Source organism: Prevotella sp. AM42-24 (assembly GCF_003461825.1).
GTDB classification, from domain to species: Bacteria; Bacteroidota; Bacteroidia; order Bacteroidales; family Bacteroidaceae; genus Prevotella; species Prevotella hominis.
Map to the genome: position 1 here is coordinate 20,550 of NZ_QTXV01000022.1, position 16,562 is coordinate 37,111.

A 16,562-nucleotide genomic window follows, 5' to 3' on the forward strand; every position below is an offset into this window, starting at 1 on the left:
TTATTTGAAGATAAGTGACAGAGATAATGTATATGAGCGAGCGAATGGATAATCCAAACCTCTCTCCATCTTGATGCGAGACAGTCTGAACAAGTCGTTTGTCGTGAAGTTGAGCGACAAGACATCAATGTTCATCTTGCGCAAGAAGTTGAACTTCTCATAGCGCATACGATAGCCCACGCTCATGGTTGACATCTTCAACTCGTCATCATCCATGATGAAACGGGTACTCTGCTCTGTCTGACTAGCACTGGCATCCAAGGAGAACTTCTTGAAATAGGTAACATCTCCTGGCTTCTGCCAACGGCTGGTCATAGCACGCTTGTCCAAGTTGTAAGCGATGTTACGATTCTCAATCTTGTCCACCAAGGTAGAGTTATATACAATACCACCCCATTTATAAGTGAAACCGACATTGAAGGTCAAGTCCTTATAGTTGAGTGAGCTACTGATGGTACCGCTCACCTTTGGATTGGTATCACCTACTGGCACCTTGTCATTACTGTTCCATTCAAAGGTCTTCTGTCCATCACGTGTCAAGAACACTTCCTTACCTGTCACAGGGTCGATACCCAAGGAACGAACCGTAAACAAGGTGGTGGTAGAATAGCCCTCTTGCAAGATTGGCAGTGGCGCACTCTTGGAAGCCAACTGGCGCTCGTTGATCTTACGGAGATAATCCGAGACCTTACGAATCTTGTTCTTGTTATGGTTGGCGTTGGCATTGATGGTCCAATAGAGTTGCTTACGCAAGTTCTGGTAAGCGATGACATTCAAAGACACATCGAAACCGCGGTTCTGCAACTCACCTGCATTGATGTTCTGAGAGTTGAAACCGGTAGATGGAGCCAAGTCATACTGGGTCATCATTTGGCGAGTGATGTTGTTGTAGTAGTTGAACGAAGCATTGATGCGGTTCTTCCAGAAACCGATGTCAACTCCCAAGCTCAACTGGTCGGTCTTAGCCCACTTCAAGTCAGGATTGTTCAAACCCTGCAACATTGCGCCCAAGGTTCCGAATGAGTTGTATGGTTTCATCGTATTGGTGAAGGTATAGAACTCAATGGTCTCGTAAGGACTAGAACTTTGCTCACCAGTCACACCATAAGTAGCACGGAACACCAAGTTGGAGATACGACCTTCGAGCCATTTCTCTCGATAAGCATTCCAGCGTACACCGGTTGACCAGAATGGGGTAAAGTTATTATTGGTATAGCGAGAGGAGTTCTCCTCACTCAAGTTGAAATCAACAGAGTATCTATTGTCATAGCTATATGAAATCTGTCCGATAAAGCTCATGGTACGTGATATGGCTTCCGAACCACTTGGATTGGTTGACATCTTGTTACCGAAGATGAAATCATCCATGTGACGGTCAGGATAACCAGTGGCAGAAAGGTTCACATAGTTATTGCGATCCTCATTCACAGTCCAGTTGGCAAACATACTGATCAAGTGCTTGTCGATAGGCAAGTTGTAGTTGATACCCATGTTGCTAGACCAAGAGGTGGACTCACCAGTGTTCTTGGTATAACTACCCTTCAAAGTCTTGTCTGTCTCGTTGGCAAAGTCTGTATGGTCAGCAGGCAAGAATCTCTCTGTACGTGCAGTTCCACGAGTATATTGCAAAGACTCCGTGAAGCGCAAGTTGTCGAGAATCATGTACTCGAAGTTCAAACTGCTGGCTATGCTGAGGCTTCTAGAGAAGTCCTTGACACCGATATTTGAGTTGTAAAGTGGGTTAGTTACGGTAGTACTTCCCGCAGCAGTAAAGTTATCCAATATCTGGTCATAACCTCCTTGCGCATTGGTCATGCGGTAGTATGGGTTTGCCTGACTATAAGATGAATAGGAACCGTATGGAGAATTGTTACCAGATGCTTCCGACAAGTTGATGTTGGCTCCTACGGTAACACGCTTTTTACGATAAGTCATGGAGAAGTCAACACCCTTGGTATTGTTGGATGATCCCTTCATCACACCTGGTTGGAAGGCTGCATTGACACCCAAGCTATATCTGAACACATCCGTACCACCTGCGGCAGTCAAGGAGTGACGTGTCTGTACGGCTGTACGCAAAGGTTGTGAGAGCCAATAGGAATCAACACCTGCCAACACATTGCGACGCAATTCGTTATAGCGGTTCATGCTGCTTACGCTATTAGGGTCATAAACACCTGCCATCCACTCAGTCTGCAACTTCTCGGCTGCATTCATCATGTTATAATCGGTCAAGTCTGGTGACTGAATAGTCAATGTTCCATTGTAAGCCACAGACAAGGCGCCATCAGGAGCCACCTTTGTAGTGATAACCACAACGCCATTACTTGCCTTCGAACCATAGATAGAGGTAGCGGCAGCATCCTTGAGGATTGTCACATCGTCAATACGCTCTGGGTCGAGGGAAAGGATACGAGTCATAGGTACTACGAAACCATCGAGTACAAACAAAGGTGTATTCGGACGACTTGATACGTTGTCAAGCAACAAGTCCATAGAATTCATGTTAGACACAGAACCCAACGATTGGTCACCACGCATCTGAAACTCTGGCTGCGCAGTAGGGTCAGAACCATTCGAGTTGTTCTCCTTCACCTTGAAACTAGGGTCAAAGAACTGAAGGCTCTTCAATATATTGTTTGGATCGATACGGCGCAATTCGTCACCCTTCACCGTAACATAGTTACCAGTAAAGCTCTTCTTGTTGCGTCGGCTGATACCTGTAACAACCACCTCATCCATATTGTTGGCATTGGCTGTCAACACAATCTTCATATCACGATTTGGACGAAGAATCTGGATAGACTTGGTCTCGTAACCGATATAAGAAATTCTGATGGATGACTTACGGTTGATGCGCAAACTGAACTTACCATCCTCATCGGTAATACATCCAGAAGCGCCCTTCTGCTTGGTTCCATTGGTGACTGATACGGTAGCACCCACCAATGGTTGGTGGTCGTCACCTCCAATGATAACACCACCAATAATAAAACTCTGCGCATCGTCTTCTTGTCGTTCGTAAGAAGATATGACGATGGCACGGTGTCCACCTTGGTAGTCGATGCGAACATTTTGGTTACCAATCAATTCGCCCAGCACCTTGTCAAGTGGTTTGTCCTTGACATTCAAGGTGGTGAGATCATTGATACCCACAAGTGTCACACCCTGGAAGATTAAATCGGCATTGACCGACTTGGCTACTTTCTTCAGCACACTTCCCAATGTCTCATTACTTACTCGCAATGTCACCTTTTCCTCTTTCCATCCATCATCAGAAGGACGTACTTTTTGCGCATTGGCTGAAAGTGGAGGGAACATCTGAACAGGCGCTCCTACCAAAAGGCTTGCGAGACAAGTAGATTTCAATAAGAATTCTCTTTGCTTCATGAACTTTTCGTTTAATTGAACTCTCTCTTATGTTGTTTATATTTATTATTTCTATTATTGCATCAAGGCGTCAAGGATGTCTGCATGATGTTTGTCTGTGCAATACTTTTCCTTGTAGGCTTTTAGCAGAGGTTCTACACGCTCTATGTTCTTGCCACCTTGAATATAATTGGTCAACACCGAATATAGTACAGCATCTCTTCGTGCTCCATCATAATAGGAAGCCAACTCATTGAACATAGCTTCCAACTCATTAGGACGCTCATATTTCTCTCCTTTCTTTTGAGCTGCCTTTGATTTCTCGTAAGCCATATTCAAAAGCAAGAAAGAGCAATAGTCAGGACAGTTTAAAGAGGCGGCATCATCACGTAAAGTAACGTCCTTCAATATGTTCCAATAATCGCCAACACCCTGCTGAGCAATAGGAAGTTTACGAGTTTCCTCATACATTGGAGGATACTCGATGAAAGAAGAAAAGGCTTGTCCTTCTGCCTCAGCCATTACGTAATTGGCTACCTCATCGGCTACCTTTGCCTTGGATTCCGCTACTAGTTGCTTGGCTTTGACTAGCAACTTCTCGGAGTCCTTGATTCTATCCACAGGTTTCACATCCACAACAATACAAGCCAAAAGTTGTGACTTATAACGGATGCTCTTCTTGAAATCATTGAAGGCGGCATAAAGTTGGTTGGCAGCAACTGCACTCTCGCTTCCTGAGAAAGAAAGATTCTTCACTTGCTTTCCAAGATATTGCACATCCACATGCAAACTATCTCCTGGCATCAACAAGACGGTAGTTCGTCCATTGATAATCATCGATACCATCTGGTCGCTGTTGAATGAATACACATGCTCCTCACCTGGGTTGGTATGGAACTCTTGTCTGATAAATGGACTTTGCACACAGTCGAAATACACCATATCTCTTTGATAGCCATCAATATTGGCACTCAAAACGGTACGCTTGCCTTGTGCAAAAGAAACTAAGGAAAGACACATCAATCCCATTGTTAGGATGACTTTTTTTCTCATACAGATTCTTATGTTAAGGGGTTAATTAATAAATTAGACTTTAGATATAATATCGTAAGTTATCGTACATAAATCAAAAAAAGCGTCCCCTTCAAGCATCACAGCCCGAAGAGTGCGCTCTCATTCATTTTTTAATATTTTGCCTATAACAAAATTCTTTATCATTATTCGATAACCACAGTTGTCCAACCATGCTTGTCCTCGATGGTACCATACTGGATTCCACGGAGGGTATCATACAGATGCTTAGAGATAGGACCTGGCTTCTCACCGAAGTTGTAGCGCTTGCCTGTATCCAAGTCGTCGATGTAGCTGATAGGACTGATTACTGCAGCAGTACCGCAAGCACCAGCCTCCTCGAATGTATCCAACTCATCCTCTGGAATCTGTCGGCGCTCTACCTTCATACCCAAGTCTTCAGCCAACTGCATCAAACTCTTGTTGGTGATAGATGGGAGGATAGAGGTACTCTTAGGAGTTACGTATGTATTGTTCTTAATACCGAAGAAGTTGGCAGCTCCACACTCGTCCATGTATTTCTTCTCCTTGGCGTCGAGATAGAACTCGCAAGCATAACCCTTCTCGTGAGCGATAGAATTGGCTCTAAGAGAAGCAGCATAGTTGCCACCCACCTTATAGATACCTGTTCCGAGAGGAGCAGAGCGGTCGAAATCACGGATGATGACGTATGGGTTGGTAGAGAATCCACCCTTGAAGTATGGACCCACTGGAGTTACGAAAATGAGGAAGCAATACTCAGTAGCAGGGTGCACACCCACCTGAGCGCTTGTACCGATGAGCAGCGGACGGATATAGAGTGTAGCTCCGCTCTCGTAGGTAGGAATCCATTCCTGGTTGAGGCGAACCACCTTCTTGACCATTTCCTCGAACATTTCTGTAGGCACCTCTGGCATAAGAATACCACGGCATGTGCTCTGCAAGCGGGCAGCGTTCTCGTCCATGCGGAACACGCGCACCTTGCCATCAGGGCAACGGTAAGCCTTCAAACCCTCGAAAGCTTCCTGACCATAGTGCAAACAAGTTGCAGCCATGTGCAATTTCAAATACTCATCAGAGCAAACTTCTATTTCGCCCCATTTGCCGTCGCGATAGTAACAGCGAACATTGTAGTCAGTCTGGCGATAGCCGAATGACAAATTAGACCAATCCAAGTCTTTCATAACATCTTATTTTTAAATGTTCTACTAATATTTAGCCGCAAAATTACAAAATATTCCGTTAATCTGCAACTTTTTCGCTTAATATTTAGCAAAAACGTTATTATTATTCGTTTTTTCTTACGCAAAATGCATTTTTACATAGATTTATGTATGTTCTTACGCAACGCATTTATTCCTTCTTCCATTTTTCTTTCACTTTTGAAGATTCTTTTTATGATTCTTCGTTCAGCAGTTTCTTGATTTCTTCGTCGGCCTTGGTGAGTTTGTCCCTGCAAAGTTTTACCAGCAGTTTGGCACGCTTCAACTGCTCTGAGAGCTGGTCAATATCCAGTTCATCATTTTCCATTTTCTCTACGATTTCTTCAAGCTCTCTAACAGCCTGCTCGTATTTGATTTCTTCTTTTGCCATACGCTTTATCTGATTATTATGCCTTTATTCTAGTTAGTTTTTCGATACTTCCGACTTGACTGCTCCATCCGCAAATTTCGTTTCTATGATGTCTCCTTCCTTCAACTGCCCTGCCGAGCGCACGCTTTTCCCGTCTTTCAAGGTAATACTATAGCCGCGCTTGAGCAGCAATTCCGGGTCTTGCGCCTTCATGCGCTGGGCGAGCATCTGCAGTCTGTGACTTTCATTGAGCAGTTTTCTTTCGGCTATCGGCTGCACATTCTGCGAAAGGATTTCGAGATGGCGCTGCGCCCGCGACAGTTTTTCCTGTACATGAGAGGAAAGGCGAGCCATCAGTCGGTCGAGCCTTGCACCCTGTTTTGTCTTTACCAATGAGAACTGCACAGGAATTCCGCTGCTCAATCTTTCGAGCCTCATTCGCTCCACCTGCAGTCTGTGCTTCACATTCTGCACGATGGTTTCCTGAGCATCCATCACGCGAACATACACTTCCGTGAGATGGTCGATGAGGAAAGCCGCTGCTGCCGTAGGGGTCTTCACACGGCGGAAGGAAATCATATCGAGCACGCTTTCATCCCGTTCATGTCCGATACCCGTGATGATAGGCAATGGGAAATTGGCCACATTCTCTGCCAAGGCTAAGGTATCGAAACCCAACAGATCGCTGGTTGCGCCTCCACCTCGGATGATGACCACGCAGTCCCACTGTTCCCACTCAGCATTGATCTGATTGAGGGCAGCAATGACGCTCTGCTCTACTCCCTCGCCCTGCATCGTGGCAGGAAAGAGGGATGTGACAAACTGCAATCCATATCCATTATCAGCCAACTGGTTGCAGAAGTCTCCATATCCGGCTGCCGAAGCACTGGAAATAACGGCGATGCGCTGACAGAACATCGGGAGCCTCAGCTCTTTCTGCAGTTCAAAGACTCCTTCTTCCTTCAAGGTTTGGATAATCTCCTGCCGCTTTCTCGCCATATCGCCCAAGGTATAATTAGGGTCAATATCATTCACAATCCATGAGAAGCCGTAGTTTTCATGAAACTGCGCATGTACCTTGAGCAGCACCTTCATTCCGGCATGAATTCTCTGTCCGGTCACCCGTTCGAAATGTGGCTTGATCAGCATCCATCTGTTTCGCCAGCAGGAAGCATGAGCCTTAGCTATAGGCGTATTGGACCGTTCATCCTTCTCGATGAGTTCCATATAGCAGTGCCCTCCGTAAGCCTCACGGGCCTCAGAAAGTTCAGCTTCTACCCAATAACTGTCGGGCAATGACATCGAGATAATCTCACTGACTATCGAATTCAACTCAAAAAGTGATAAATGTTTCACCATACAATACTTCGCTATAGAATTCTTCACTCTTCGTTCTTCACTCTTCACTAAAATCTCTTCACTTACTTAATCGCCTTTCCAGTCTGGTAAGCCTTCCAGAAATCAGGCACCCCATATCCATAGATATTATCAGGATGCTGCTGGTTATTGCCAGCCATCTTCACCAGTTTGATGATCTGCTTGGCCGTCTTATGCGGAAGCGCCTGCCAGAGACAAGCCGTCATTCCTGCTATCAGAGGCGAGGAAAACGAGGTGCCGTTATCATTGATGATGGCCCCTCTGCCCGTAATCACGGAAGCAGGACTTCCAAACGCCATCACATCCGGTTTGATGCGCCCGTCGGCAGTAGGTCCCACGGCACTGAAAGCAGCATTCTTGCCCTGCTCGTTGATGCTGCCCACAGTAAGAATATCCTTGGCGTCGGCAGGAAAATTGATTTTCTTCCACACTCCCATACCATCATTGCCGGCAGAATTCACGCAGATAATTCCCTTATCAGCACACATCGAGGCCGTATGGGAAATCAGTGCCGTCTCGCCATCCTGTTCCCAGTATAGATGATTCGTCTTCACATCATCAAAGTCGTGGTAACCCAAAGAGGAATTGATGACATCAACTCCCAAACTGTCGGCATACTCGGCAGCAGAAGCCCAGTAGTCTTCCTCGGCAAGACTTTCCGTACGCTCATCCTCGCAGCGTACCAGCACGTATTGCGCCTCAGGAGCCACGCCCACATAGAGATTGGGAGCATTGGCAGCCATCGTGGAGAGCACCATCGTGCCATGTTCCATCTCTTCGAAGATATTATTGGACTTAGGAACTACGAAATCCTTCAACCCAGCCAGTTTTACCCCATGCAGGGCAGGAATCCTGTCCGCATTCATAAAACCGCCATCTAAAACGGCTATCATCATTCCGTTGCCATAGAATCCCCGCTCATGAATACGCTGACCGCCTATAGACTTCAGTTGCTCGGCAGCAGCCCCATAATGGGTAGGCCCAGACTCCCAGCTATTGAGTTCCTTGCGGAAACTGGAACGCTTGCGCTCGGTGATGGAATCGGGCGAGGAAAATACTTTCAACTTTCTGGTGATAAAAGAAAGGGAATTGAGCTTGTTGAGTTCTTTCTCCTTGTGAATCTTCACCAGCAAGGTATTGTTCCATTTGCTCTGTCCCACGATTTCAATCCCCGTCCTGCTCACAGAATCGAGGTAAGCAGGAGCGATAGGCAGATCTGTGACATCTACCGAAAGTCCCTGACGCTTACGGCGCTCTATCGAACGGGCAGAAAGAAACTGCTCCGGACGGCTCACCGAGAAGGGAGTATGCTGCAGGTCCTTATCACGAAGATACAAACGATACATCATACATCTGCCGCCAGGGAAGGAAACCATATCCGTCTCTGTGATACGAAAAGCCCTATCTTCGTGAGCCATCAAAGAAAGAGCCATTATCAGAAATGCATAAAGCATCAAATACCTTTTCATCTTTATCAGGTTTTCTTATTGTTCTATTGTTGTTTATGTTGTTTCTATTGTTGTTCAGTCTTTGTTCTACGGCCATTGTGTCGCAGTCGATGAAAGCCAACATTACAGTCGATGATTTCTGATCATCCAATCGTTGTTGCCAGCATTTCATCCGATAGAAATATTGTTGATTACGAATTGCAAAAGTAATGTTTTCAAATGAGAATGCCAAAAGAAAAGTAAAGTTTTTGAAAGATTGGTAAGTTTTTCCCTATATATATAATAAGGTATGGAATATTTTTTGTACTTTTGCAGTCAAAGTATTCAAACATCAATGGAAAATAAACAAGCAACATTAGAATTGGGCACCAAACCGGTGGGCAAATTATTGGTACAATATGCCTTGCCTGCCATGATTGCCATGACCGCCGCTTCGCTTTACAACATCGTGGACCGTGTATTCATCGGACAGGGTGTGGGAGCAATGGCGATTTCCGGTCTGGCCATCACCTTCCCGTTCATGAACCTCACAGCCGCTTTCGGAGCCGGCGTGGGCGTAGGAGCTTCAACAGCCATCAGCGTGAAGTTGGGACAAAAGGATTATACTACAGCCCAAAACATTCTGGGTAACACAATTTCTCTGAATCTCATCATCGGTATCGGACTGAGCATTATCTGTCTGCTCTTCCTCGACCCTATCCTGAGATTCTTCGGAGCCAGCGACCAGACACTCGTCTATGCACGTGACTATATGGTCATCATCCTGCTGGGCAATGTGGTGAGCCACATGTATTTCGGCATGAATGCGCTGCTCAGGGCAGCCAGCAAGCCGCGGCAGGCCATGTACGCCACCATCTTCACGGTGATCATGAACGTGATACTGGATGCACTTTTCATCATCGTGTTCAAATGGGGAATACAGGGAGCCGCCATCGCCACCATCCTCTCGCAGCTGATGGCGATGATGTGGCAGTTCAAACTCTTCAGCAATAAGAACGAACTGCTCCACCTCAAGAAAGGTATTTACAGACTGAGAAAGAAACTGGTAGAGAACATCCTCGCCATCGGCATTTCGCCTTTCCTGATGAATGTCTGCGCCTGCATCGTCGTCATCTTCATCAACAACCAACTGGTGCGTTTCGGAGGCGATCTCTCTGTGGGTGCCTACGGCATTGCCAATGGTATTGCCATGGTATTCGTCATGTTCGTGTTCGGCATCAACCAGGGAATGCAGCCTATCGCCGGCTACAACTACGGAGCTCAGAAAATAGACCGACTGATGAGGGTTTTAAACCTCAGCATCATCGCTGCTACAGGCATTATGGTAACCGGTTGGCTGATAGCCATGTTCCTGCCATACTACTGCGCCAGAATGTTTACTACCGACAAGGCGCTGATAGAATTAGGCATCAAGGCCATCCGCATCGTGATGTGCTGCTTCCCGATCATCGGTTTCCAGATGGTCATCACCAACTTCTTCCAGTGCATCGGCAAAGTGAAGATCAGCATCTTCCTCTCTCTGTCAAGACAGTTGCTCATTCTCCTGCCACTCTTGGGACTGCTGCCATTATTCTGGGATATAGAAGGCGTCTGGTACAGTATGCCAATCTCTGATTTCTCTGCCGCCGTGATTGCCGCCATCGTCATGTCATGGTATATGAAGAAACTGAAAAGAATGCACAGAGAAAATCTGCTGCAGCAGGAAATGACGGAAGGATAAAGCATCATCATACATTCATCAACTATAAAATAGAGAATTATGACTAAAATCATCATAAACGTAGGTCGCCAGATAGGAAGCGGTGGCCATATTATCGCAGAGAAGCTGGCAGAAGCCTTCGGTTGCAAGTGCTACGACCGTGAACTTCTCAATCTGGCAGCCAAGGAGAGTGGATTCTCTGAGAAATTCTTCGAGCAGAACGATGAGCAGAAGGGATTTTTCAAAGCACTCTTCCATACCCATCTCCCTTTCCTGAGCGACAGCAACTTCTATCACAATGATTTCTCACAGGAAGGTCTGTATAAATTTCAGAGCGATGCCATCAGAAAGGCTGCCGATGAGGGCAACTGCGTATTTGTAGGAAGAACAGCCGACTATGTGCTGCGCGACTATAAGAACGTGATTAACATTTTCATCACCGCCAATATCGACGACCGCATCAAGGCCGTTTGCAAGCGCAAGAACATCGACCGTGCCGCTGCCCGCAAATTCATCACCAACCATGAGGAAGAACGTGCTTCCTACTATGGCTACTATACCGGCAAGAAATGGGGACACAGCGAGAGTTACGATCTCTGCATCAACAGCAGCCTGCTGGGACTGGAAGAGACTGAGAAATTCATCGAAGAGTTTATCAGAAAAAAGTTCAAATTATAAGAAATCTGACTCAGAAAGAAATTCAACTGAATAAGAATTCAGACTCAGAAGAAAACTCATAAGAAATTCAATTCATAAGAAATTTAACTCACAATATAATGAAGAAGATTATGCTTTTGGGCTCAGGCGAACTGGGCAAAGAATTTACCATCGCCGCAAAGCGTGCTGGACAGTATGTCATCGCTTGCGACAAGTATGACAATGCTCCTGCCATGCAGGTTGCTGACGAGCGAGAAGTGTTCTCAATGCTCGATGGCGACGCATTGACCGCAGTGGTTGAGAAACATCATCCAGACATCATCGTGCCTGAGATTGAAGCTATCCGTACAGAGCGTCTCTTCGACTTCGAGAAAGAGGGCATTCAGATTGTACCTTCTGCCCGTGCCGTGAACTACACCATGAACCGCCGTGCCATCCGCGATCTGGCCGCCAAGGAACTGGGTCTGCGCACAGCCAAGTATTTCTACGCTAAGACATTCGAGGAATTCAAGAATGCAGCCGACGAAATCGGTTTTCCATGTGTAGTGAAGCCATTGATGAGTTCCAGCGGTCATGGACAGAGCTATGTACACAATGACGACGAACTCGTGGAGGCTTACAAGGAAGCTATGGAGGAAGGTCGTGGCGATGTGAAGGAAGTCATCATCGAGGAATTCATTGATTTCGACTCTGAGTTCACACTCCTCACCGTAACCCAGAAGGATGGTCCTACCCTCTTCTGCCCTCCTATCGGACACATCCAGAAAGGTGGCGACTACCGCGAGAGCTGGCAACCCTTCCAGTTGCCAGAGGAAGCATTGAAGAAAGCACAGCATATTGCAGCCGAAGTGACCAAGGCTTTGACCGGTGCTGGTCTCTGGGGTGTAGAATTCTTCCTGAGCAAGCAGGGTGAAGTGATTTTCTCTGAGTTGAGTCCACGTCCACACGATACAGGTATGGTAACTCTCGGTCACACCACCAACCTGAGCGAGTTTGAGCTCCATTTCCGTGCTGTGATGGGCTTGCCAATAGCAGGCATTCACCTGGAGCACGCCGGATGCTCTGCCGTTATTCTCTCACCGGAAGAAAGCACCGAGCCGCTCAACTACAATTTCATGGATGCGCTGAAGGAAGATCATACCCGTATCCGCATTTTCGGAAAACCAGAGGCTCACGTAGGCCGCCGTATGGGCGTCGTTCTCTGCTACGGAGAAAAGGATGCTGACCTCAATCAGCTTCGCGACAAGGCAAAGCGCCTGGCAAAGACCGTTTTGGGCACCGATCCTTATATGAAGAAATAATTCTTAAAAGAATAAGACACATCTAACCCTACAAACATTAGATGGTATATAATTCATTTTTATTCATTTGGTTGTTCCCTATCATTTTTATGGTAGGGAACAATCTTACTGTTCCCTATCGCAAATATTTTTTTCTGATAGTCTCATACGGCATTTACATCTATTACAACAAATGGATGACCCTCACTCTTATCGCCGTGAGCCTCATCTCCTACTTCTTTGCCAAATATCTGGAAAGGAATCAGAACAAGTATCTGGAGAAAGACCAAGAGAAAGATTTAGAGAAAGACCTGATAAAGAACCTGATGAAAGACCCGGACAAGAAGAACTGCGGGAAAGAAACTATCTGCGGAAAAGGAACAATCTGTGCAGGAGTCATAGCAACCATTCTTCCGCTTGTCGTTTTCAAATACGGGCACTTCATCTCGGAAAATCTTAGTTCCTTCACGGATAGTTTCGGCTTCATCTCGGATGAAAGCCATTTCTCCATCATTGCCCCATTAGGCATTTCCTTCTTCACCTTCCAGGCTCTGAGCTATGTATTCGATGTTTACCGCAAGAAATATCCAGCCGAGCAAAATCTGTCGAACTATCTCACTTACATGGCTTTCTTCCCTTCCATGATAGCCGGTCCGATCAACAGATACGACCAACTGATGCCCCAGTTGAACACGGTACAGGGTTTCAACCGTCCACTGGCAGAAAAAGGATTGAAAATGATACTTTGGGGAATGTTTCTCAAGGTAGTGATTGCTGACAGATTGCAGCTCTATATCGACCCGGTTTTTGATGGTTTTCTCCAGGAAAGCGGTTCATCACTCCTGATGGCAGCCATTCTCTATTCCATCCAACTCTATACAGACTTCGCCGGCTATTCGCTCATAGCCATAGGCGCAGCAGCCACATTAGGCTACAATCTCAAACAGAATTTCCACAATCCCTACTTCTCCATCGGAATCACAGACTTCTGGCACAGATGGCACATTACCTTGGCACATTGGCTCAGAGACTACATCTACATTCCACTGGGAGGAAGCCGTTGCTCGAAAAAACGGAACTATGCCAATATCCTCATTACATTCGCAGTAAGCGGAATCTGGCATGGAGCCAACTGGACCTTTATCGTATGGGGACTACTGCACGGACTGTTCCTGGTCATCGAAAAAATGCTCGGTTTACAAAAAAAGAAAGAATCCAAACTCTCTTCTACCGACATAGAATCCTCCGCCCTCAAGCCGAGATATTTCTCCATGAAAAACAGAAGCATCCGGTTGGCAAGAATCGTCCTTACGTTTTTCCTCATCACATTCCTGTGGATTTTCTTCCGCATGAATACGATAGAAGATGCATGGATCGTGATAGAAAAGATATTTACCAGTCAGGACATGCATTTCGGAATCTGCGAGAAGTTTATCTATGTCTTTATCGCCATCGTATTCATCAAGGATCTGATAGACGAAATCCGTCCTTCCTGCAATCCGTTCTATCATTCAAAGACATGGGTGAGATGGGCCACCTATCTATTCATCTTTACAAGCATCCTACTCTTCGGAGTTTTCGATGCGGGTCAATTCATTTATGCCAGATTTTAAAGTCATGAGAAAGTTTTTTGGTAAAATATCGGTATTCGTCCTGTTGATGGCACTCATCTATGTAGCCCTCAGCACAGGCTTTTACTTTCTGGAATCACATGCAAAAGGGGAAAGTGGAAGACTGAAATACATCCATGACCAGTTGAAAGCAGATCATCTGATCATGGGTTCATCGCGCGCCCTTCACCATTATAATCCCCAATATCTTACACCTTATTATAATATAGGGGAAGACCGCATGGGAATCATTTTCAATTATGGCAGGCTGCAACTGGTAGAAGAAAGGAACAAGGTGAAATCCATTATCTACGACGTGGAACCAGACTACGACCTGCTGGAAGATGACAACACAACGTATCTCGGCAATCTGCGTCCTTACTATTGGCGCGATCATATCAGCTCTATCTTCCATGACGTGGATGCAACGGAACGCTTCAAAATGCTATTTCCGTTCTACCCTTTCAACTCGTGCCTGCTGAAACTTCTCGCAGATACAAGAGCAGAAGACCTTACAGACAAAAAGGGATTTGTGCCCTACGAGGGTTGCCAGGCCATCATACCGGAAAACCTGCCGCAAAACAAGCATGACAAACTGAAATATGAATACCTGCAGAAACTCATCACGACCTGCCAGCAACAGCAGATCCAACTGATATTTGCCGCCTCTCCCCAACTCTCATACCAGAGCGACTCGGTGTTCATACCGCTGAAAAAGATCTGCAAAGCTCAGAAGATTCCTTTGCTGAATCATTTCTGCGACAAACGCTTCACAAAGCACAGAGAATGGTTTCACAATGCCAATCATCTCAATGAAACAGGAGCTGATATTTATTCTAAAATGATAGCAGAAGAGTTACAAAGAATCAACGGCAAACAATAAACTCGCCGATTATGCGTTCTTTCTATAAATGCGAGTATATTAAGTCATGAAAGAATTAGGAAGAATCATACAATTAAATAAAAAGGAGGAAGAAGGTTACTGTTCCTGCACCGACAAGGATGCAGGTCTGCCGTTCGTGCCCAAACGCCTCTACTGGATATACGACGTGCCGGGAGGAGAAAGCCGCGGAGGACATGCTCACAAAAAGCTGAAGCAGATCATCATAGCCGCCAGCGGTTCCTTTACCGTTCATCTGGACGATGGACATGAGAAAAAGGACTACTTCCTGAACCGCCCTGACCAAGGACTTCTGCTCGATACGGAAATATGGCGAACCATTGATGATTTCTCATCAGGTGCCGTCTGTCTGGTCTTAGCCTCCAGACTGTATGAGCCGGAAGACTATCTCTATGAATATGAAGACTTCATCGATTACATCCAAGAAAGAGAAGCCGGGAAATAAAAACTTCAGCTAAAATGATAGAAATCAGAAGATAATATGATAGAAATCAAAAGATATACACCCCAAGAGAAACAAGACTGGAATGACTTCGTGGCAAAATCCAGGCAAGGTACGTTTCTTTTTGACAGAAACTATATGGATTATCATCAGGACAGATTTCATGACCATTCCCTGATGATTTTCTATAACGGAAAGCTCTGTGCTTTGCTGCCTGCAAATGAAGTTGTAGATAAAACCCTTGTTTCACATCAGGGACTCACATACGGCGGACTGCTGACCTGCAACAAAATGACGGCAGCCATCACCTGTCAGGTATTTGATGCTATCAATATCTATCTGAAAGAAAGAGGTTTTCAGAAAGTCATATACAAAGCAATACCTTGGATTTACCACAACATTCCATCGGAGGAAGATCTCTATGCCATCATGCAAACATGTAAGGCCCGGTTATTGGCAAGAGAAATCTCCACCACCATTCCCCTGATGCATAAACTGCGTTTTTCCGAACAAAGAAGAAGAGGAATTCATAAGGCCAACCGCTGCAACTTGACTATCCATGAAGCAAACATGAATGATATCTGGGAGTTCTGGAACATTCTCAATACTAATCTCCAGCACAAATATCATACGGCTCCAGTTCACACCTATGAGGAATTGAAACTTCTGATGACACGATTCCCAGAAAACATCAAGGGCTATGTGGTAAAGGATGCAGAAAACCACAACGTTCTCGCAGGAAGCCTCATCTACATCACCCCGCAAGTGACGCATACCCAATACATCGCAGCATCACCTCAAGGGAAAGAAGAGGGAGCACTCGACCTGCTCTTTGATGAGTTGATCAACCAAAAGCAATGGAATACGACCTATTTTGATTTTGGAAAATCAACCGAGCAGCAAGGTACTTATCTCAATGAGAATCTCATCCACCAGAAAGAAGGATTTGGAGGAAGAGGCGTCGTTTATGATACTTACGAATGGGAACTGTAGGAATTCTCAAATACTTGAAAATAGAAACTTTAGAAAGAACAATATAAAGAAAATCCCGGAAACATCTTGACTGAGTTTCCGGGATTTTCTTTATATATAGATTCTGCTAAATGAACTGCAAAAAGTCAACAGTCAACAGTTAACAGTTGTTTTTTATATACCTA

The 16,562-nt window shown here is 45.5% G+C and carries 13 protein-coding genes; 7 read left to right on the forward strand and 6 right to left on the reverse strand.

Going from position 1 to position 16,562, the window contains the following annotated elements; genetic code table 11:
* The 6 genes from DW917_RS08390 to DW917_RS08415 form a co-directional block, all read right to left on the reverse strand.
* A complete protein-coding gene (locus DW917_RS08390) occupies positions 1-3,390 on the reverse strand; it encodes a SusC/RagA family TonB-linked outer membrane protein (protein WP_233524680.1) in 3,390 nt (1,129 codons plus the stop codon).
* A gap of 54 nt (positions 3,391-3,444) precedes the next feature.
* A complete protein-coding gene (locus DW917_RS08395; protein ID WP_118117754.1) occupies positions 3,445-4,422 on the reverse strand; it encodes a hypothetical protein in 978 nt (325 codons plus the stop codon).
* A gap of 164 nt (positions 4,423-4,586) precedes the next feature.
* The gene (locus tag DW917_RS08400) at positions 4,587-5,603 is read right to left on the reverse strand and encodes a branched-chain amino acid aminotransferase (protein WP_118117756.1); all 1,017 of its coding nucleotides are present in this window, start codon (positions 5,601-5,603) and stop codon (positions 4,587-4,589) included.
* Between the two features lie 211 nt (positions 5,604-5,814).
* Positions 5,815-6,012 carry an exodeoxyribonuclease VII small subunit gene (gene xseB, locus DW917_RS08405; protein ID WP_118117758.1) on the reverse strand — a complete coding sequence of 66 codons (198 nt, stop codon included), beginning with the start codon at positions 6,010-6,012 and terminating at the stop codon, positions 5,815-5,817.
* 33 nt (positions 6,013-6,045) lie between these two features.
* Entirely contained in the window at positions 6,046-7,350 is a 1,305-nt protein-coding gene (xseA, locus tag DW917_RS08410; RefSeq protein ID WP_118117761.1) for an exodeoxyribonuclease VII large subunit, read from the reverse strand.
* A gap of 62 nt (positions 7,351-7,412) precedes the next feature.
* Entirely contained in the window at positions 7,413-8,837 is a 1,425-nt protein-coding gene (locus tag DW917_RS08415; RefSeq protein WP_118117763.1) for a S8 family serine peptidase, read from the reverse strand.
* A 313-nt stretch (positions 8,838-9,150) separates the two neighbouring features.
* On the opposite strand from DW917_RS08415, the gene DW917_RS08420 reads away from it, so the two are divergent.
* The 7 genes from DW917_RS08420 (at position 9,151) to DW917_RS08450 (ending at position 16,398) form a co-directional block, all read left to right on the forward strand.
* Entirely contained in the window at positions 9,151-10,536 is a 1,386-nt protein-coding gene (locus DW917_RS08420; RefSeq protein WP_118117765.1) for an MATE family efflux transporter, read from the forward strand.
* Positions 10,537-10,575: 39 nt separating this feature from the next.
* The gene (locus DW917_RS08425; protein WP_022110739.1) at positions 10,576-11,193 is read left to right on the forward strand and encodes an AAA family ATPase; all 618 of its coding nucleotides are present in this window, start codon (positions 10,576-10,578) and stop codon (positions 11,191-11,193) included.
* A gap of 98 nt (positions 11,194-11,291) precedes the next feature.
* Complete coding sequence (gene purT, locus DW917_RS08430) at positions 11,292-12,473, forward strand: formate-dependent phosphoribosylglycinamide formyltransferase (RefSeq protein ID WP_118117767.1); 1,182 nt, start codon at positions 11,292-11,294, stop codon at positions 12,471-12,473.
* Positions 12,474-12,562: 89 nt separating this feature from the next.
* On the forward strand, positions 12,563-14,065 hold the full coding sequence (locus DW917_RS08435) for an MBOAT family protein (RefSeq protein ID WP_158570090.1): 1,503 nt from the start codon (positions 12,563-12,565) through the stop codon (positions 14,063-14,065).
* 4 nt (positions 14,066-14,069) lie between these two features.
* Positions 14,070-14,945 (forward strand): hypothetical protein, encoded by an 876-nt coding sequence (locus DW917_RS08440; RefSeq protein WP_147344147.1) that lies wholly within the window; start codon positions 14,070-14,072, stop codon positions 14,943-14,945.
* Between the two features lie 46 nt (positions 14,946-14,991).
* The gene (locus tag DW917_RS08445) at positions 14,992-15,408 is read left to right on the forward strand and encodes an FdtA/QdtA family cupin domain-containing protein (protein WP_118117773.1); all 417 of its coding nucleotides are present in this window, start codon (positions 14,992-14,994) and stop codon (positions 15,406-15,408) included.
* Between the two features lie 36 nt (positions 15,409-15,444).
* The gene (locus tag DW917_RS08450; protein ID WP_118117775.1) at positions 15,445-16,398 is read left to right on the forward strand and encodes a GNAT family N-acetyltransferase; all 954 of its coding nucleotides are present in this window, start codon (positions 15,445-15,447) and stop codon (positions 16,396-16,398) included.
* The last annotated feature ends 164 nt before the right edge of the window (positions 16,399-16,562 follow it).

Excerpts from the sequence above, each read along its gene's own strand:
- DW917_RS08390 (WP_233524680.1), bottom strand. The coding sequence starts at position 3,390 with ATGAAGCAAAGAGAATTCTTATTGAAATCTACTTGTCTCGCAAGCCTT.
- DW917_RS08395 (WP_118117754.1), bottom strand. The coding sequence starts at position 4,422 with ATGAGAAAAAAAGTCATCCTAACAATGGGATTGATGTGTCTTTCCTTA.
- DW917_RS08400 (WP_118117756.1), bottom strand. The coding sequence starts at position 5,603 with ATGAAAGACTTGGATTGGTCTAATTTGTCATTCGGCTATCGCCAGACT.
- xseB (WP_118117758.1), bottom strand. The coding sequence starts at position 6,012 with ATGGCAAAAGAAGAAATCAAATACGAGCAGGCTGTTAGAGAGCTTGAA.
- xseA (WP_118117761.1), bottom strand. The coding sequence starts at position 7,350 with ATGGTGAAACATTTATCACTTTTTGAGTTGAATTCGATAGTCAGTGAG.
- DW917_RS08415 (WP_118117763.1), bottom strand. The coding sequence starts at position 8,837 with ATGAAAAGGTATTTGATGCTTTATGCATTTCTGATAATGGCTCTTTCT.
- DW917_RS08420 (WP_118117765.1), top strand. The coding sequence starts at position 9,151 with ATGGAAAATAAACAAGCAACATTAGAATTGGGCACCAAACCGGTGGGC.
- DW917_RS08425 (WP_022110739.1), top strand. The coding sequence starts at position 10,576 with ATGACTAAAATCATCATAAACGTAGGTCGCCAGATAGGAAGCGGTGGC.
- purT (WP_118117767.1), top strand. The coding sequence starts at position 11,292 with ATGAAGAAGATTATGCTTTTGGGCTCAGGCGAACTGGGCAAAGAATTT.
- DW917_RS08435 (WP_158570090.1), top strand. The coding sequence starts at position 12,563 with ATGGTAGGGAACAATCTTACTGTTCCCTATCGCAAATATTTTTTTCTG.
- DW917_RS08440 (WP_147344147.1), top strand. The coding sequence starts at position 14,070 with ATGAGAAAGTTTTTTGGTAAAATATCGGTATTCGTCCTGTTGATGGCA.
- DW917_RS08445 (WP_118117773.1), top strand. The coding sequence starts at position 14,992 with ATGAAAGAATTAGGAAGAATCATACAATTAAATAAAAAGGAGGAAGAA.
- DW917_RS08450 (WP_118117775.1), top strand. The coding sequence starts at position 15,445 with ATGATAGAAATCAAAAGATATACACCCCAAGAGAAACAAGACTGGAAT.